Source organism: Arthrobacter sp. Helios, assembly GCF_023167125.1.
In the GTDB taxonomy this organism is placed as follows: Bacteria; Actinomycetota; Actinomycetes; order Actinomycetales; family Micrococcaceae; genus Arthrobacter_B; species Arthrobacter_B luteolus.
In genome coordinates, this window is sequence record NZ_CP095402.1 from 1,162,170 (window position 1) to 1,179,766 (window position 17,597).

18 protein-coding genes are annotated in these 17,597 nt (G+C 63.3%); 12 read left to right on the plus strand and 6 right to left on the minus strand.

Annotated features, from left to right (window positions below; translation table 11 throughout):
* Nucleotides 1-58: 58 nt before the first annotated feature.
* Both ArtHe_RS05155 and ArtHe_RS05160 read right to left on the minus strand, forming a co-directional pair.
* Nucleotides 59-1,285, minus strand: a complete 1,227-nt coding sequence (locus tag ArtHe_RS05155; protein ID WP_248319047.1) for an amidohydrolase family protein — start codon at nt 1,283-1,285, stop codon at nt 59-61.
* A gap of 245 nt (nt 1,286-1,530) precedes the next feature.
* Nucleotides 1,531-1,938: a YciI family protein gene (locus ArtHe_RS05160; RefSeq protein WP_248319048.1), complete on the minus strand. Its 408-nt coding sequence runs from the start codon at nt 1,936-1,938 to the stop codon at nt 1,531-1,533.
* A gap of 283 nt (nt 1,939-2,221) precedes the next feature.
* Between ArtHe_RS05160 and ArtHe_RS05165 the strand changes: the two genes are divergently transcribed.
* A complete protein-coding gene (locus ArtHe_RS05165) occupies nt 2,222-3,250 on the plus strand; it encodes a hypothetical protein (RefSeq protein ID WP_248319049.1) in 1,029 nt (342 codons plus the stop codon).
* Nucleotides 3,251-3,320: 70 nt separating this feature from the next.
* Here the strand turns inward: ArtHe_RS05165 and ArtHe_RS05170 are convergent, their stop codons facing one another.
* Together ArtHe_RS05170 and ArtHe_RS05175 are read right to left on the minus strand one after the other, a co-directional pair.
* Entirely contained in the window at nt 3,321-4,466 is a 1,146-nt protein-coding gene (locus tag ArtHe_RS05170; RefSeq protein ID WP_248319050.1) for an amidohydrolase family protein, read from the minus strand.
* A gap of 197 nt (nt 4,467-4,663) precedes the next feature.
* Nucleotides 4,664-7,801 (minus strand): NACHT domain-containing protein, encoded by a 3,138-nt coding sequence (locus tag ArtHe_RS05175; protein ID WP_248319051.1) that lies wholly within the window; start codon nt 7,799-7,801, stop codon nt 4,664-4,666.
* Between the two features lie 386 nt (nt 7,802-8,187).
* Between ArtHe_RS05175 and ArtHe_RS05180 the strand changes: the two genes are divergently transcribed.
* The 5 genes from ArtHe_RS05180 (at nt 8,188) to ArtHe_RS05200 (ending at nt 10,777) form a co-directional block, all read left to right on the plus strand.
* Entirely contained in the window at nt 8,188-8,451 is a 264-nt protein-coding gene (locus ArtHe_RS05180; protein ID WP_066298286.1) for a phosphoribosyl-ATP diphosphatase, read from the plus strand.
* Between the two features lie 89 nt (nt 8,452-8,540).
* Nucleotides 8,541-9,383 carry an ATP phosphoribosyltransferase gene (gene hisG / locus ArtHe_RS05185; protein WP_248319052.1) on the plus strand — a complete coding sequence of 281 codons (843 nt, stop codon included), beginning with the start codon at nt 8,541-8,543 and terminating at the stop codon, nt 9,381-9,383.
* Between the two features lie 12 nt (nt 9,384-9,395).
* Nucleotides 9,396-10,166 (plus strand): imidazole glycerol phosphate synthase subunit HisF, encoded by a 771-nt coding sequence (hisF, locus tag ArtHe_RS05190; protein ID WP_248319053.1) that lies wholly within the window; start codon nt 9,396-9,398, stop codon nt 10,164-10,166.
* A 105-nt stretch (nt 10,167-10,271) separates the two neighbouring features.
* Entirely contained in the window at nt 10,272-10,412 is a 141-nt protein-coding gene (locus ArtHe_RS05195; protein WP_248319054.1) for a hypothetical protein, read from the plus strand.
* Nucleotides 10,409-10,777, plus strand: a complete 369-nt coding sequence (locus tag ArtHe_RS05200; RefSeq protein ID WP_248319055.1) for an MmcQ/YjbR family DNA-binding protein — start codon at nt 10,409-10,411, stop codon at nt 10,775-10,777. The genes ArtHe_RS05195 and ArtHe_RS05200 overlap by 4 nt, the downstream gene beginning before the upstream one ends.
* An 86-nt stretch (nt 10,778-10,863) precedes the next feature.
* On the opposite strand, the gene ArtHe_RS05205 is transcribed toward ArtHe_RS05200, so the two are convergent.
* The gene (locus tag ArtHe_RS05205) at nt 10,864-11,724 is read right to left on the minus strand and encodes a helix-turn-helix transcriptional regulator (protein ID WP_248319056.1); all 861 of its coding nucleotides are present in this window, start codon (nt 11,722-11,724) and stop codon (nt 10,864-10,866) included.
* Nucleotides 11,725-11,879: 155 nt separating this feature from the next.
* Between ArtHe_RS05205 and ArtHe_RS05210 the strand changes: the two genes are divergently transcribed.
* The gene (locus ArtHe_RS05210) at nt 11,880-12,920 is read left to right on the plus strand and encodes an NAD(P)-dependent alcohol dehydrogenase (protein ID WP_066298278.1); all 1,041 of its coding nucleotides are present in this window, start codon (nt 11,880-11,882) and stop codon (nt 12,918-12,920) included.
* Nucleotides 12,921-12,941: 21 nt separating this feature from the next.
* Here the strand turns inward: ArtHe_RS05210 and ArtHe_RS05215 are convergent, their stop codons facing one another.
* Complete coding sequence (locus ArtHe_RS05215) at nt 12,942-13,586, minus strand: TIGR03085 family metal-binding protein (RefSeq protein WP_248319675.1); 645 nt, start codon at nt 13,584-13,586, stop codon at nt 12,942-12,944.
* A 91-nt stretch (nt 13,587-13,677) separates the two neighbouring features.
* Between ArtHe_RS05215 and hisI the strand changes: the two genes are divergently transcribed.
* The 5 genes from hisI to trpC all read left to right on the plus strand — a co-directional run bounded on the left by hisI (nt 13,678) and on the right by trpC (nt 17,530).
* A complete protein-coding gene (hisI, locus tag ArtHe_RS05220; RefSeq protein WP_066298274.1) occupies nt 13,678-14,061 on the plus strand; it encodes a phosphoribosyl-AMP cyclohydrolase in 384 nt (127 codons plus the stop codon).
* Nucleotides 14,062-14,098: 37 nt separating this feature from the next.
* Nucleotides 14,099-15,688: an anthranilate synthase component I gene (locus tag ArtHe_RS05225; protein WP_248319057.1), complete on the plus strand. Its 1,590-nt coding sequence runs from the start codon at nt 14,099-14,101 to the stop codon at nt 15,686-15,688.
* Nucleotides 15,685-16,305 (plus strand): Trp biosynthesis-associated membrane protein, encoded by a 621-nt coding sequence (locus tag ArtHe_RS05230; protein ID WP_248319058.1) that lies wholly within the window; start codon nt 15,685-15,687, stop codon nt 16,303-16,305. The genes ArtHe_RS05225 and ArtHe_RS05230 overlap by 4 nt, the downstream gene beginning before the upstream one ends.
* Nucleotides 16,306-16,403: 98 nt before the next feature.
* Nucleotides 16,404-16,694 carry an HGxxPAAW family protein gene (locus ArtHe_RS05235; protein ID WP_248319059.1) on the plus strand — a complete coding sequence of 97 codons (291 nt, stop codon included), beginning with the start codon at nt 16,404-16,406 and terminating at the stop codon, nt 16,692-16,694.
* A complete protein-coding gene (gene trpC, locus ArtHe_RS05240) occupies nt 16,694-17,530 on the plus strand; it encodes an indole-3-glycerol phosphate synthase TrpC (RefSeq protein WP_248319060.1) in 837 nt (278 codons plus the stop codon). The genes ArtHe_RS05235 and trpC overlap by 1 nt, the downstream gene beginning before the upstream one ends.
* Nucleotides 17,531-17,597: the final 67 nt, after the last annotated feature.

Consider the following 17,597-nt stretch of genomic DNA (forward strand, 5'->3'; position numbering starts at 1 on the left):
ATCCGAAACAGTGATTGGACAGGTGCCTGCCTGGGAGTGGACCGGCGGGCGGAGGCGGTTAGACCAGTTCCAACCCGTCCGCCACCACCTGGCCGCGGTGAAGAACGGTGCGGCCCGGCAGCCTGTCCATGACGGCAGCGGTCACGGTTTCGCCCTCGACCAGTACCAGCTCGGCAGGATCACCCACGCTAAGGCCCGGGCGGTCGGTGACGGAGGACAGCCGTTGTGCCTGCGGGTTGATGACGCTGGCTCCGCCGATGGTGGCCACGGCGACGCAGTGTTCTATGAGCTCGTCGGCCCGGAACCTGCTGGTGAAGGCCAGCTGCCAGGTCCGGTCCAGCATGTCCGCGTTCCCGTAGGGGGACCAGTAGTCACGCTGGCCGTCCTGGCCCAACCCAACCCGTACCCCGGCCGCTGCGAGCTGCTGCAGCGGAAGCGGCTGGCCGGCCGGAGCGATGGTGGCCAGGGAGATGTCCAATGCGGCGAACTCTTCGATGAGTTCCTGCAGCTGACCGGCGGGCAGGTCCGCCAGCCCGTAGCCGTGGGAAATGGTCACCAGTCCCTGCATGCCCAGTGCCTTGGTGCGTTCCAGGATCAGCTGGGCACTGAACAGGCCCAGCTGATCGGGCTCGTGCAGGTGAATGTCCACGGGCACGCTGTACTTCTCGGCGAGCCCGAAAACGATGTCCAGATGCCGCACAGGATCCCGGTCAAGGGAGCACGGATCGATGCCGCCAACGACGTCGGCGCCCAGTTTGAGGGCTTGCTCCAGCACCTCGGCGCTGCCTGCTTCACGGAGCAGCCCCGCCTGCGGAAACGCGATGACCTCGACGTCGGCCCGGTTCCGGTGCGTTTCGCGGGCGGCGAGGACACCTTCGAACCGCTCCAGGCCGGCGTCGACGTCCACCTGGGCGTAGGTCCGGACCCGGGTGGTGCCGCGTTCAATCATTGCCCCAAGGCAGGCCGTGGCCCGGTCGGCAACGGAAGCCTCGGCGTCGCGCCAGTTCTGCCGGTCGTTCAGCATCATGCCCCACACCCCAGGGGCCCCGGTGTGCGGGCGGAACGGCAGGCCGATCCGGTTGGAGTCCAGGTGTACGTGCACGTCGGAGAAGGAGGGCAGCAGGATCCGGCCGTTGCCTTCGACGACGCCGGCGCCCGGAGGGGCTTGATCCGCGACTGCGGTGTCCGCACTGACGGGCCTGACTGAGGCGATCACACCGTCCTCGAGTGTCACATCGGAGGCTGCTTCGCCCCAGGGTCGTACGTTGCGAAGAAAAACGGTCACTGGTTCAGTCCTGTCGACGAAAAGTCAGAGCGTGCGCTGCATTCTCCCATCAAAGGGCTGCTTGCTGCGAAAGGACCGCCCCCCCGTAACCTCGACTCCTACGACGATGCCTCCCGGGTAGTCCGTGCGGCGGAATTCAGGCGCGCTGCTTGGCGGATCAGCCAGCCCAGCTGATCCAGCGGCGGACGAGCACAGCGATCACCTGCGGGGTGAGCGTGCGGACCTGGCTTTCCTCCACTGGCGGTTTACTCCGAGATGGTGATGGGGGAACCCATAAAGGGGCGCAGCTCGATCCATTCGCGCAGCGGCTTGCCGCCGGCGGCCGGGGCGGCCGAGAGGTCACCGGCCAGTTCGACGGCACGGTCATAACTGTCGACGTCGATCACCATCCAGCCGGCAATCAGGTCCTTGGTTTCCGCGAACGGGCCGTCGGTCACCGGGGGCCGCCCCTCGCCGTCGTACCGAACAAAGGTCCCTTCAGGGGACACCGCCTGTCCGTCGATGTACTCACCGCTGGCCTGCAGCCTGTCTGCGAAATCCTGCATGAACTGCATGTGGGCGGACACTTCCTCCGGTGTCCACTGATCCATCGGCACATCGTTCAGGGGTGCCGGGGCGCCGCGGTAGTGCTTGAGCAACAGATACTTAGCCATAATGCTCTCCTTGTGTGGTTCAACACTGGGTCTCCTGCAACACAGCCATTGTGGCCGCATTCACTTCTAAGACGCAGCCGTGGGCCGAATCTCGACATCGGGGATCCGCCGGGCAGTCTTGCTACGCTAAGGCACCGACTGAGGGGAGCTGGGGGCATTGAAGCGGATGCGTTGGCGAGGAGGGGCGGTGGGGGGCAGCACCTCAGCTGCGGCGGTTCTGCTGCTGATGTGCGTTTTGGCCGGGTGTGGGCAGCAGCTCGGAAACCCTGCAGGGCCCCGGCCCGTGGCCGAGCTTGCCGATGCGGTCGACTGCACCAGCATGGAGCACATCTTCGATTCAGAGGCCCAGCCGACGACGCCGGCGGCAGCACCGCCGCCGGCCGCCGGATCGGTGCCCGAGGGCTTTGTGCCGGTCGAAGTCATCCGCTGTGGTGCCGCGCTGGAAACCATCGAGGATCAGGACGGGCTGTGGCGTGCGGTCACGCAGGAGCGTCTCGCCGGAGACCTGGACGCACTGGTTGCGGCCCTGACAGAACCCAGCGACGGACCCGGATGGAATCAGGTCTGCACCGCCGACATGGAACTGGTCCCCGATCTCTGGCTGCTGGCGGCAGATGGAAAGGCCATGCGCGCTGCCTGGCCCACGGACTCCTGCGGCAAGACCAAACCCGGCGTGCACGGCGTCCTGGCAGAGATGGACGTGGTCGAGGTGAGCCAGCACAAGACGGCGTTGATCCAGTCCAGGGCCGCCCTGGACGCCGGCTGCCCCGAGGAGTGGAGTTTGAGCACATGGCCAGGGGCAACGGCCCTCGCACCGATCATGACGGACGTCGAGGATGCAGCTAAGAGTGGCGGCGAGACCGTGCCTGCCTCACCGGGGGTCCTGCCCAGCGCTGAGGACATCGATACCTTGCGGATCTGCCACTACCGGACGGCACCCGCGCCGAGCACGCAGCCAAGACCGGGCACCTCGGCTGGGCTTCCCGGCAGTCCGCAGCCGGAACAGCCCTTTGACCTTATTGAGAGCGTTTCGGGAACCTTCTCCGGAGGAGGAAACCTCACGGGCCCGTCCAAGGACGCTCTTTTGCAGACGGCGGCCGCTGAGCCGTCGGGTGCTGAATGCGGCGAGCCGGCGACCGGGTTTGCGGCGCTTTGGCCGGTGGCCCAGGGCCGCGGCGCCGGCGCACCGCTGACGCTCGAGCTCGACGGCTGCCGCCGGCTTGTGGGCTTCGACGGTTCCGCCCGGACTGTTCCGGCGGAGCTGATCACCGCCGTCGTCACGGCACTAGGGGTAGCTGAGACACCACGTTAGTTACACGTGAATTGGGCGAAGGCCTCTTTGATTTGGTGGTTTCTTCACACACCTGACCCCAAAGAGGTCTTCATGCCCACCGAAGTGCCCGTCTGGAGCTGGCCGGAAGAACGATCCTGACCCAAGGCGATATCTCCGGTCCGCCGGTAGCCCACATGGACGTAGTCGAAAACCACCATGACGTGCCCGTGTGCGGTCGGCGACGGAGGACAGCAGTGCTCTCGGCCCGGAACCTGCTGGTGAAAGCCAGCTGCCAGGTCCGGTCCAGCATGTCCGCGTTCCCGTAGGGGGACCAGTAGTCACGCTGGCCGTCCTGGCCCAACCCAACCCGTACCCCGGCCGCTGCGAGCTGCTGCAGCGGAAGCGGCTGGCCGGCCGGAGCGATGGTGGCCAGGGAGATGTCCAATGCGGCGAACTCTTCGATGAGTTCCTGCAGCTGACCGGCGGGCAGGTCCGCCAGCCCGTAGCCGTGGGAAATGGTCACCAGTCCCTGCATGCCCAGTGCCTTGGTGCGTTCCAGGATCAGCTGGGCACTGAACAGGCCCAGCTGATCGGGCTCATGCAGGTGGATGTCCACGGGAACGCTGTACTTCTCGGCGAGGCCAAAAACGATGTCCAGGTGCCGCACAGGATCCCGGTCAAGGGAGCACGGGTCGATGCCGCCAACGACGTCGGCGCCCAGCTTCAGGGCCTCCTCCAGCACCTCGGCGCTGCCGGCTTCACGGAGCAGCCCCGCCTGCGGAAACGCGATGACCTCGACGTCGGCCCGGTTCCGGTGCGCTTCGCGGGCGGCGAGGACACCCTCGAACCGCTCCAGGCCGGCGTCGACGTCCACCTGCGCGTAGGTCCGGACCCGGGTGGTGCCGCGTTCAATCATGGCCCCGAGGCAGGCCGTGGCCCGGTCGGCAACGGAAGCCTCGGCGTTGCGCCAGTTCTGCCTGTCATTCAGCATCATGCCCCACACCCCAGGGGCCCCCGTGTGCGGGCGGAACGGCAGGCCGATCCGGTTGGAGTCCAGGTGCACGTGCACGTCGGAGAAAGAGGGCAGCAGGATCCGGCCGTTGCCTTCGACGACGCCGGCGCCTGCTGGTGTGGCTTCACCAGGGATTACGGCGTCCGATGTGGCGGGCGTCAGGGCAGCGATCACCCCATCCTCAAGCGTCACATTTGATGCTGCTTCGCCCCAGGGGCGGACGTTGGGGAGAATAACGGTCACTGGTTCAGTACCGTCGCGGAAAAGTTGTGGGCCTATCGGCAGCGAGACCTCGCACTAGCCAACTGCCGCTACGGTCGAGGTCTGCTCGGCGGCAAGATAGCGTTCCACCTGTTGGCGAGTCGGAGAGTCCCAATAAATCCATCACGTGGGGAAACAAAAAAATTGGGCCCGGACATTATTTACGGCAAAACGGGGCCCTACGATAGACGGCTATAGGTGAAAGCAAAACCATCCTGTGTCATTTCAAGCCCGGGTACACTGGGTGGCTCACCAGTCGTGAACAGAACCAACTCCCGTAAGGAAGGCCCCGCGAAGAGTGTTTCTATAGTCGGGATTATCGAGATTTCCCCTCTTCGTGGGACCGGAGACACCCACCTAAAGGTGTGAAGTGAGGACAACGATTCGATCCATTCAATCAGCGGACCCCCTAGTTCTTCTTGAACGTCAAGTGTTTCAATCGCCGCACCGCCAGAGATCATCTTCAAACCGGAACAAGCTTCTGCGTCGAGCCTGAGATGTTCGAGCGAGGCCGGGAGGGCAAGTCTTTCTACATCATCACTATGTGCATACAATCCAAGATATCTCAGCTCGCTAGACGCTTTTATGCCCGAAAGATCGTACAAGGCCGGTGCAAAGTTTACTAGCAAAATCTCCGTTTGAACCGGGAATCGAATACGTGTCAATCCTCCGAATCCCACTAGGTTGACCCTTTTGAGAGATTCTCTCCTGTCCAAACTGTCCAAACTGGACAATGGGCTTCCGATGATGTCTAACACCTTCAAGTTTGTCAGTGAGTTCGTTGCAGATATATCCTTAAGATGCTCAGCTTGAGTTATCGCCAAAGCCAGAAGTTGCTTGTAGCGCTCTACACCTTCTAAGTTCGACATGGTTCCTCTATGCAAGCGGAGACGACGAAGGTTGGGAATATCGGGGATTTGTCTGACGGAGCCTAGAGAGGGCTGCGATAATTCAAGTGTGTGTATCCCGGGGTGGCCAGATGGAATATCTAATAAGTTTGGCATTCCATTCGCCAGTTGAATCGAAACACTAGAAGCGTGCTTTAGTGTAGGCAATTGTGCTATTTGGTCGGGATCGTTAATTACTATTTCGCCGTTGACTAGCGGGGATTCACGCAGCACTTGTTCGGCGTACTTGTCCGCTTCGAATGCTGACCATCCCCGAATCAGTTGACGTGTGACCGTTATTCTCGAGTCCTTGCCATAGGTGGCCAGCATGGCAAGTGCCTCATCACCTCCTATGTGGGTAAGAGCACGTACGCATGCTGCCGCTGTGGTGGCATGCTGCTTGGTGGATCTCAACATGTTTACGGCTAGAGTCCCTGCCGATGCTACGGCGGCAGCCTCAGTCATGTTCGTCGGGGGAAGTACGGCGGCCAAAGCAGTCTGCAAACGGTCTACTAGGTCTGCCGGCAGATCGGGTGAGGTCTCCATGCAGGCAACCGCAAGCATATAGAGGCGTGGTCTCAGCTCCTGTTCGCTGTCTCCTCTACTTAGGAGGCCGTTTAGAAGTTCAATTCTTTGTTGCGAATTTGCGTGACCAGCGGCCATTATGATGACTTCACGCCAGTGGTCTTCATCTGCCGCTAGCACCAATCGGTCAACTGAATCGTCGTCAATGATGGCCGCAGCGGCTAGATACTCTAGAAATGTTCTGTGGACAAAGTCTACTCGCCCAGGAACCGGCTCACGGAGTACACCGCTCCTCTCAAGCAGGTAGCGGCCAACTTCGTTACTCTCGGCTTTGACCCGGTATAGGGCTCGTAGCTGCTTTTCAATTTTACGGTAATAATCTTCAGTAGTTGTGTCAGATGCACCGTTCTCGTGCATCCAAAGAGCGAATGAGCGTAACAAGATTTCGCGCTCTCGATAACCTAATTCAGCGTCATTTATGTGATCTACTTTGCGATCCGTATCTCGACGTATCACCAACATTTCTAGGGCTGTTTTATAAACATCCATTCGGTTGTTGGGAAGATTGGATCCGCTCTCAAGGTGGAGCGCGCAGACTAGAGCGCACAAAAGCGGTGAGGTGCAGAGCGACTGAATCGCTGGACGATCTCTAACGATAGACAGTAAGGACTTTCGAGCAGCTTCAATATCTCCGGAGGTGGCTGCGAAGGAGGCCGATGACGCAGCGTCGTGCCAGTGGTGAATGAATGACCGAATATCGGGCAGTTCCATCGGTGCAAGGTTCGCCTTGCGGAACCGGTGTGCCTCGCTCCAACCCCGAGTGATAGCCGTGGTGCGGGAAGTTACCAGAACCTTGGAAGCGGGGAAAGTGTCAATCAGGCTGAGAACCCACTCGCGAACTTCGTCCCGGCGCTCGACCGGAAGCTCATCCAGTCCGTCTATCAACAGCATTCCCCGCCCGGATGCCAAAACTCGGTGTACCCAGGACTGAGGCATAGCTCCTGTCAAAAGGGGTGCAATTGTGCCGACGAAATCCTGTGGGTTAGGGAGAGGGTCAGCAACGTAGCGCCTTAGTGGAATAATGAAGGGGATGCGGCCTCGCCAGTCGGGTTTGTCGGGATTCGGACTTGAGTTGCCTTCAATAGCTGACGATGCAAGCCACTGCACAAGCGTTGTCTTGCCACTCCCAGCATTGCCGGTCAATAGCAGATAATCAGTCCCCTGCAAAAGAGCATCAATTCTGAGACTGCCACCAGCATTATCAGAAATGCTAGCGTCGACCCCCCACTCCTCGTCGTCATTCTTCACTGTCGTCTGCGGCGACTCGGAACTAGGACTGACATCGACAGACAAGGAAATATAGGCCACGGATAGGGGGTAGCGTGACTTGGCAGTCATTGAGGTGACGCCATAAAGTTGCAGGTGTGTACTGAATTCGGCAACAGCTTTTCGGTATTTGTTGCTAAAGCGCTGATCCTCAGAGCCTGGTCCCCATTCGGCCGGTACGGCGGATGAGGGGAGTCTGTCAAGGATTTGGTTAGTGATGTCGATGAGGGCCGAAGTTCGGTTAAGTATCGCCTTGGCTTCAGCCGTTTTGTAACCTGGTAGTTGTTGTCGGATCGAGACGATATAGCTAGTGCACTCGGTAATTAGGGTGTCATATAGTTGCGCGCCAGCCTCGCCTAGCCCCGCACGTTCGACGGCTTTAGGGTCAGCCAGCCGGACGTGTTTGGAGAGCAGGGCAGCATCTAGATTGCTGCCGATTAGCACGTCTCCATTCATCGCTTGGGCCTGTTCCAAGCTTCGCTGAGCGGCGATTGTGGCAGCTTCACGCTCGCCTGAGTCTATGCCTCGGATTTCAGCGGACACAAAGGGTTCAAGTCGTCCAGCGATGTTGTCGCTCATGGCTTCCAGCTGGCGCCGCAGGGCACGTTGCTGTAGTGCCGGTGCTATGTGTCCCCCAAGTATATTGAGAGCATCGTCTGCGACACCTTCAGCGACCGTATCGCCAGTCCAGAGTCGTGCGATCCAACGCACCGCTACACTGCCTAGGCCGATAGTAAGTGGTTCCATTCTTCCCCCCATACAAAATGTCCGGCAAGTCTAAGTCGCGGGACTTGGGGGCACCGCATTGCTCATGGCATGTTACGTGGTCGAAGATTTTCACAGCATGAGTACAGCAAATCAGGCTGAGGGATGGGGCGCCGTTGCAAACTAGGCCGAGTGCCATTTTGCTTGTCACACCCACACCCAATTCCGCGCCGACCCGCGCCAGAGCGTACCCTTGATCTGTGAAAACCTTCGAAGAGCTATTTGCCGAACTCAGTGAGAAGGCGGCGACCCGGCCTGCCGGGTCTCGCACCGTCGCCGAACTGGAGTCCGGCGTGCACGGCATCGGCAAGAAGGTTGTCGAAGAAGCCGCCGAAGTCTGGATGGCCGCCGAGTACGAGTCGGATGAAGCCGCCGCTGAGGAAATCTCGCAGCTGCTCTACCACCTGCAGGTGCTGATGCTGGCCAAAGGCCTCACCCTGCAGGACATTTACAAGCATCTCTAGCCACGTGCTGCCCTGAGTTCCGCTCAGGCAGCGTGTGGCCCGCCGGCAGGCCCAGCTCCCATCTGACTTCCAGCGAAAGAAACAATTAAATGCTCCGTGTAGCCGTGCCCAACAAGGGTGCCCTGTCCGAATCCGCTTCCGCCATGCTCTCCGAAGCCGGATACCGCCAGCGCCGCGACAGCCGCGAACTGGTGATGGTTGATCCCGACAATGACATCGAGTTCTTCTTCCTCCGCCCCCGCGACATTGCGGTTTATGTCGGCTCCGGAACGCTCGACGTCGGACTCACCGGCCGCGACCTGTTCCTGGACGCCCAGGTGGACGCCGAAGAGCTGATGAGCCTCGGCTTCGGCGCCTCAACCTTCCGCTTCGCCGGGCCGGTTGGGGACTTCTCCTCGATGGCCGAACTGAATGGCAAGCGCGTCGCCACCAGCTACGACGGCCTGCTGCGCGACTACCTCGCCGGACACGGCGTGGATGCGTCCGTGGTCCGCCTCGACGGTGCCGTCGAATCCTCCGTGCGCCTTGGCGTCGCTGACGCGATTGCCGACGTCGTCGAAACCGGAACCACTCTCCGCGCCGCCGGCATGGAGATCTTCGGGGAACCGATCCTGAAGTCCGAGGCTGTGATGATCGGCCGCAAAGGCGCCAACCCGGCCGGGCTCGACGTGCTCAAGCGCCGGCTCAAGGGTGTCCTGGTGGCCCGCCAGTACGTGATGATGGACTACGACGTCCGCAAGGAACTGGTCGAAGCAGCCGCCGGGCTGACTCCTGGCCTGGAATCCCCGACCGTCTCCCCGCTGCGGGACTCGGACTGGGTGGCTGTGCGCTCCATGATCAAGAAGTCCGACACCAACCGCATCATGGATGAGCTGTACGATCTCGGCGCCCGCGCCATCCTGGTCAGCACCATCCACGCCTGCCGGATCTAGGGAAGAGCTGACATGAGTGTTGCCATTCGCGTCATCCCCTGCTTGGACGTTGACGCCGGCCGCGTGGTCAAAGGCATCAACTTCGAAGGCCTGCGGGACGCCGGTGATCCAGTCGAACTGGCCCACCGCTACGACCGGGCTGGAGCCGATGAACTCACGTTCCTCGATGTCACCGCGTCCTCCGGTGCCCGCGAAACCGTGTTCGACGTCGTCTCCCGTACCGCGGAGGAAGTCTTCATCCCGCTGACCGTGGGCGGCGGTGTCCGCACCATTGAGGACGTCGACCGGCTGCTGCGCTCCGGCGCGGACAAAGCCTCGATCAACTCCGCCGCCGTCGCCCGCCCGGACGTCATTGATGAAATCACCCGGCATTTCGGATCCCAGGTGCTGGTGCTCTCCGTGGATGCCCGGCGCATCCACGACGGATCCACGCCGTCGGGCTTCGAAATCACCACCCACGGCGGCCGCAAGGGCACCGGGATCGACGCCGTTGAATGGGCAAAAGAAGCCGCTGACCGGGGTGTGGGGGAGATCCTGCTGAACTCGATCGACGCCGACGGCACCCGTGACGGGTTCGACCTGGAAATGATCCGCGCCGTCCGCGCCGCGGTGCACGTGCCGCTGATCGCCTCCGGGGGAGCCGGCGTGCCGGAGCACTTCCCGCCGGCCATCGCTGCCGGTGCGGACGCCGTCCTGGCCGCGTCGATCTTCCACTTCGGGCCGGACAACGCCATCGCTGACGTCAAGAAGGCCATCGCAGACGCGGGCTACCCGGTCCGTTAGGGGCGCCGTGGAGGGACAGGAGCTGCAGGACGCTGCACGCGAGGCGGCCGAGGAATTCCCGGCACCCACGACGCCGACAACCAAGGCAAGAGCGGCGGCGAGCCTGTGGACAGCGAGACCCTGGATGGGGACATGGTCCGGGAGCTGGTCATGGAGTCGTACCGGCTGGTTGTGGCGGGACTGCCGCGCGCGGAGCGGCCCGTCGACCCTGACAGCTTCGGTAAACCACGGACGGAGACTGCGTGAGGCTGGACGGTGAACAGCTGCAGCGGACCGCCCGGAGAGCGGCAGACTCTCTGCCCCTGGTGTCGAACGGGCGCCCCTTCACAAAGGCCCTGGACGTGTACAAGGTCGGCAGCAAAGTGTTCCTGATCGTCACCGACGATCCGGACGAGCTAATCATCACCGTTAAGGCCGAACCCGACCGCGGGCACTCCCTGCGGCGCGAGTACGCGTCGATCACCCGTGGCCGTTATCTGGACAAGGAGCACTGGGTGAGCGTCGGCGCCGGCGAGGGGATCACCCAGGACCTGGTCAAGGATCTGGTGGAAGGTTCCTATCAGTTGGTCCGGGAAACGCTCCCCAAAAACGAGCAACGCGACGCTCAGTGAAGTGAAGCCCAGGGAAGTGAAGCCCAGGGACGTGAAGCCCAGGGAAGTGAAGCCCAGGGAAGTGAAGCCCGTGAAGTGCTGCCGGGTTAGCCCTGGGGTACAGCCGCCGGCACTGATGCAGACAGGCGCTGCAGTGCCTCAGCGGAAGGGCTGCCCGGTTCGGCGGTGTAGATAAACATCGCCAGGGCCGGGTTGCCCTGCACGGACAGGGTCTCATAAATCAGGTCCATGTCCCCGACGTCGTGATGGTGGACCTTTTTCACCCCGGACTGATGCTCGTGCAGGTTGTGCTTGGCCCACCGCACCCGGAAGTCCTCGGACTGGGTGGCGAGCTCGCCGATCAGGTTGGACAGTTCCCGGTCGTACGGATTGCGTCCGGCCGAGACGTGCAGCATGGCCGCACTGTAGTCAGCTATCTCGTTCCAGTCGCGGTAGAACTGCTGGGATCCCGGATCCAGATGAATGTATCGGGCATGGTTCCAGGGCCCGCCGGTGCCGTTGATCAGCCCGGCGTACAGCGCCCGCGCAGGATCATTCAGGGCGAGGATGTCGGTGCGGTCATTCTGGATGACCGCCGGCAGCGTGGTCATCTGGTCCAGGACCAGCTGGAGCGTGCTCCGGACGGCGGGGGAGGACTGCCGCCGCCGCGCAGGCTTCGGCGCACCGCCGTTCGAACCTCGGCTCAGGTCGTAGAGATGCCGGCGCTCGACGTCGTCGAGCTTGAGGGTGCGGGCGATCGCGTTCAGGACCGCGTCGGAGGCGCCGACGGCGTCCCCGCGCTCGAGACGGATGTACCAGCTCACGCTGACACCTGCCAGGGCAGCAAGTTCCTCACGGCGCAGACCGGGAACGCGGCGGTTGGTGCCTACCGGCAGGCCAACATCCCCCGGCCGGATTTTCGCCCGGCGGGACGCAAGGAACTCGCGCATCTCGGTTCGGTTGTTCATGCATCCGACTGTACGCGGCGCTGATGGGGTCATTACTAATGACCCCATCAAGCGGGCACTCCCGGGAGCACTGACATTGCCTCGGCGAAGGGGACCGGACCCAGTAGCGTCTACTACGGAAGTTGTTACACAGACCCCACAGTTTCGGAGAATTCATGACCACCGCACGCGCCTACGCTGCCACCTCCGCCACGGACCCCCTGGTCCCCACCACCATTGAACGCCGCGCCGTCGGCCCGCACGACGTGCTCATCGACATCGCCTACGCCGGTGTCTGCCACTCTGACATCCACACCGTCCGCGGTGAGTGGGGCCCGATTGCCTACCCGCAGGTGGTTGGCCACGAAATCGTGGGCACCGTGGCTGAAGTCGGCCCTGAAGTCACCGCCCATAAGGTGGGGGACCGGGTGGGTGTTGGCTGCATGGTGAACTCCTGCCGCGAGTGTGTGAACTGCCTCGCCGGCATGGAGAATTACTGCCTCAAGGGCAACACCGGCACCTACGCCGCCAAGGATCTGGACGGCACGATCACGCAGGGCGGCTACTCCACCTCCGTGGTGGTGAACGATGACTTTGTCCTCCGGGTTCCGGAGAGCATCCCCTACGAAGCCGCCGCTCCGCTGCTGTGCGCCGGCATCACCACCTACTCGCCCCTGGCCCACTGGAAGGCGGGCCCCGGCAAGCAGGTCGCCGTCGTGGGTATGGGCGGACTCGGCCACATGGCCGTCAAGATCGCCGCGGCCATGGGTGCTGAAGTGACCGTCCTGTCCCAGACGCTGAACAAGGAGGAGGACGGCCTGCGTTTCGGTGCCGAGCACTACTACGCCACCAGCGACGCTGCCACCTTCGAGAAGCTGGCCAACAGCTTCGACCTGATCATCAACACCGTCAGCGCTCCGGTGGACCTGCAGTCCTACCTGAACCTGCTCCGTCTCGACGGCACCATGGTCAACGTGGGTGCACCGCCCGAGGCGCTGCCTGTTTCTGTCTTCGGCCTGATGCGCAACCGCCGCTCCTTCGCGGCGTCGGGCATCGGCAGCATTGGCGAGACCCAGGAAATGCTGGACTTCTGCGCCGAGCACAATATTGCACCGGAGATCGAACTGATCGACGCTAAGGAAATCAACACAGCCTACGAGCGTGTCCTGAAGTCTGACGTGCGCTACCGCTTCGTGATCGATACGGCGACTATCTAGCCGCCGTGCAGTACTGAAGGCCTACAGCCCGATGTCGGCGCTCTCCAGCAGGGCGACGGCGTCGGGCTGGCCTTCGAACATCACCAGCGCCTGCTGCGTGCGGCCGTGGGCGTGCAGGAGGAGTTCGCCAGGCTCACCAACGATTGCCACGGACACCGCAGCACGCTTGGCCACGTGCCGGGGACCGTCGGGACGGACCAGGATGATGCCGACGTCGACGCCGCGGTACAGGATGGCTGCGCGCTTCAGCAGGTCCGACCACAGGGCGTCGGAGTACTCGGAATCCAGCGCGCGGGGCGCCCACCGGTCACCGGCGCGGCGGATGTCCTCGGTATGGACGAAATATTCGGTAAGGTTCGCGCTGTTATCCACGGATTTGAGGTGCATGGGGGAGAGCGCCGGAGGGCCCGCCCGGAAGGCCTTCACGAGCTTGGCGTAGCCTTCGGTGGTTGATGCCCTCTCCACCATGGCGTCCATGGCCTTGGCGGTCTTGCCGGCGAACGGCTTCATGAAAAAACCCAGCGCGGCGGCGGGCCGGTGCTCGCGGAGGTATAGGTGCGCGGCCAGATGCCGGGTGTCCCACCCCTCGCAGAGCGTAGGCGCGTGGGGACCGGCCGCAAGCAGTGTTTCGGCCAGGACTTCACGGGAAGGTTCAACGAATTGCATCACTGCTGAAACTAGCATGGAACCCCCGGCTTTGCCCGTGGGACGCGGCCATTCGGCCCCGCCGGAGGTAAACCCACTAGAATCGGTAGTGATGGCAACAGATACCACCCCCCAGACACCCCGCCCGGCATCCGCATTGGACCCCGGTATTGCAGCGACCCTGAAGCGGGATGAGGCCGGCCTTGTTGCCGCGGTCATCCAGCAGCACGACACGGGCGAGGTGCTGATGCTCGGCTGGATGGACGATGAAGCCCTCCACCGTACGCTCACCACCGGCCGCGTGACCTTCTGGTCCCGGTCGCGGCAGGAATACTGGCGCAAAGGCGACACCTCCGGCCACGTGCAGCACGTTAAGTCAGTGGCGCTGGACTGCGACGGCGATGCCCTCCTGGTCCGCGTCGACCAGGTCGGAGCAGCCTGCCACACCGGCACCCGGACCTGCTTCGAGGGCCGCAGCCTGGCCGTGTCTGCCTAAGTCTTCAGACCCCTTCTAACCCGAAAGCCCCAACACCATGCAGGATCTAGGCGTTATCAGTCCCACCCTGGAGGAGTTCCGGGCCCTGGCCGCGGACCGCCGCGTTGTTCCCGTCCGGCTGAAGGTCCTGGCCGACGCGCATACGCCCATCGGTATTTACCGCAAACTCGCCGCAGGCGAGCCCGGTACGTTCCTGATGGAATCAGCGGCCTCCGGCGGCGTCTGGTCCCGCTATTCCTTTATCGGGGCGCGTTCCCGAGCCACGCTGACCACCCGGGACGGCCAGGCCTTCTGGCTGGGCGAACCGCCGAAGGGTGTTCCGCTGAACGGGAACCCCGTCGACGCGATGGCCGCCACCCTGCAGCTGCTGGCGACCGACCGGTTCGACGGGCTGCCGCCCTTCACCTCCGGGCTGGTCGGATTCGTCGGCTGGGAATCGGTGCGGCACTGGGAGAAACTGCCGTCCCCGCCGGTTGATGACCTGGACCTGCCCGAAATTGCCATGAACCTGGTCTCAGACATGGCCATCCATGACAACTCCGACGGCACTGTGATGCTGGTGGCGAACGCCATTAACTTTGACGGTTCCGATGAGCGGGTCGATGACGCCTGGCAGGATGCCGTAGCCCGGCTGCACGCCATGCTGGACCGGCTCGCCGCGCATACCCCGCAGCAGGCCGTCACAGTGCTCGACGGCGGAACGGTGGACGTCGCCGCGCTCACCGCAGGTGTCAAGGAAAGCTGGCCGAAACCCGACTACCTGTTGGCCGTGGAGCGCGGCAAGGAAGCCATTGTTGACGGTGAAGTCTTCCAGGTGGTGATTTCCCGCCGCTTCGAGATGGAGTGCCGGGCGGACGCCCTGGACGTGTACCGCGTGCTGCGCAACACCAACCCCAGCCCGTACATGTACCTCTTCAACTTCGAAGACGCCCGCGGCAACCCCTTCGCCGTCGTCGGATCTTCTCCCGAAGCCCTGGTGAAGGTGACCGGCAGCGAAGTGATCACCCACCCGATCGCAGGTTCCCGGCCGCGCGGCAGGACCCAGGAACTGGACCGCACCTTGGCCGAGGAACTACTGGTGGATGAGAAGGAACGCGCCGAGCACCTGATGCTGGTGGATCTGGCCCGTAACGACCTGTCCAAGGTCTGCCGTCCCGGCAGCGTCGACGTCACTCAGTTCATGGAGGTGGAGCGTTTCAGCCACATCATGCACTTGGTCTCCACCGTGGTGGGCGAGCTTTCGCCGCAGAGTTCAGCGTACGACGTCCTCTCCGCCACGTTCCCGGCCGGCACACTGTCCGGCGCCCCGAAGCCGCGGGCCCTGAGCCTGCTGGATGAACTGGAGCCGCACCGCCGCGGGATTTACGGCGGTGTGGTTGGCTACCTCGATTTCGCCGGGGACATGGACATGGCCATTGCCATCCGTTCGGCCCTGCTGCGCGACGGCAAAGCCTACGTGCAGGCCGGCGGCGGAATCGTGGCCGACTCGGACCTGGAAGCAGAAGCCCAGGAAACCGTCAACAAGGCGGCGGCCCCCCTGCGGGCAGCACTGATCGCCGACGGCCTGACACCGGTCACCCCCACGGTGACAGAACAGATTTTCAACAGGCAGGAAACCTCCAAGTGAGCACTAAACCCGTTCCGTCCGCGCCGCGCTGGCGCCGCAAGTCGACGGTCGTGTTCGGCACCGTGCTGCTCGGCGCCGCGGCTTTCGGCACCACGACCAGGACCTGGCTCGACGTCGTCCTGCCGCAGGCAGCCGTTAACACTCCGGACATTGCCGTTGCCGGCAGCGAAGCGGCCACCGCGGTGACCGCTTTCGCCGTCGTCGCCGTGGCCGCCGCCCTGGCCGGTTCAATTGCCGGAAAGGTAGCGCGGTGGATCATTGCCGTTGTCCTTGCGGTTGCCGGAATCGGTGTTGCCTACGCCAGCTGGGCTGTGGTGCAGGATCCCGCGCAGGGCGCCGCCGGTGCCGTCGGCAAGGCGATCGGAGTGAGCGGAGCAGCAGGCGCAGAGGTCAGCCTGACCCCCATGCCGTTCCTCGCTGCCGCCGCCGGTGTGCTGATTGTGCTGGCCGCCGCCTGGTTCGCCGCAGCATCGCGCAGCTGGCCGGTTTCACGGCGCTACGCCGCTCAGCCGGCTACCGGTGCCGCCGCAAAGGAAGAATCCACCCAGCCGCCCATCGACGAAATTGACAGCTGGGACCGCCTGACCAAGGGCGAAGATCCCACCAACTACCGCTGACCAGCGCCGGGCCCGGCAACGTGCCGCGCAACATGTAAGAGAGTTTCCGCCTGCTAATGGCAGAATGGTAACCAGATTCGTTCACGAGGAGATTCACCATGAGCACAAACGCCATCGACCAGCACGAGACCAAGCCCGAAAACGAGGCCGAGGCCCACGCCAGCATCCACGACGAGACGATTGGCCACGGGAACACCCCCGCCGCCTGGACGTGCGTGCTGATCATGATCGTTGGAGGCCTGGTTTCCAGCATCGGCTTCGTCATGGCCAGCTGGGTCGTTTTCGGCAGCGGACTCGGCCTCATGGTCGTGGGCCTGATCGTCGGCTGGGCCATGCGCAAGGCCGGCTACGGCGTTGGCGGTTCCAAGCTCTCAGGCAACGGGCACTAATGAGCGTTCTTGACGACATCATTGCCGGCGTCCGCGAGGACCTGGCCCAGCGGCAGCAGGACATGCCGCTGGAAAAGGTGCAGGAGCGCGCCGCAGCGGCCGCTCCTGCCCTTGATGCCTTCGCCGCCCTTGGCGGCAACGACTCACCCCGCGCCACCCTCCGGGTGATCTCAGAGGTCAAGCGCAGCAGCCCCTCCAAGGGCGAACTGGCCGACATCACCGACCCGGCTGCCCTGGCGGTGCGCTACGAAAACGGCGGCGCGGCCGTCATCAGCGTCCTCACGGAGCAGCGGCGCTTCAAGGGATCACTGGCAGATTTCGACGCCGTCCGGGCGGCAGTGCGGATTCCGCTGCTGCGCAAGGACTTCACCGTCGAGCCGTACCAGATCTGGGAAGCGCGCGCCCACGGCGCGGACCTGGTGCTCCTGATCGTCGCGGCGCTGGACGACGCACAGCTGCGCTCCTTCCTGGACCTGACCCACGAACTGGGCATGAATGCCCTCGTGGAAGCGCACACCGCGGAGGAAATCCGGCGGGCAGTGGCCGTCGGCGCCCGGATCATCGGAGTCAACGTCCGCAACCTCAAGACCCTCGAAGTCGACCGCTCGGTCTTCGCCGCACTCTCGGCTTCGATCCCTGCCGAAGCAGTTGTGGTTGCCGAATCGGGTGTCCGGGACTCCGCCGACGTCGCACATTACGCCGAACACGGCGCGAACGCCGTGCTGGTGGGCGAGGCACTGGTCAAACACAATGACCCGTCCGCCACGATCGCCGAATTCATGCAGGCTGGGGCGGGCGCAATCGCAGCCCGGCTGCACGCAAGCAGCCAGGGATAACTAACGACATACCTATTTCCGGACTTGCCGCAGCGAATCCGGACCAGAGCAGGACAGGACAGGCTCC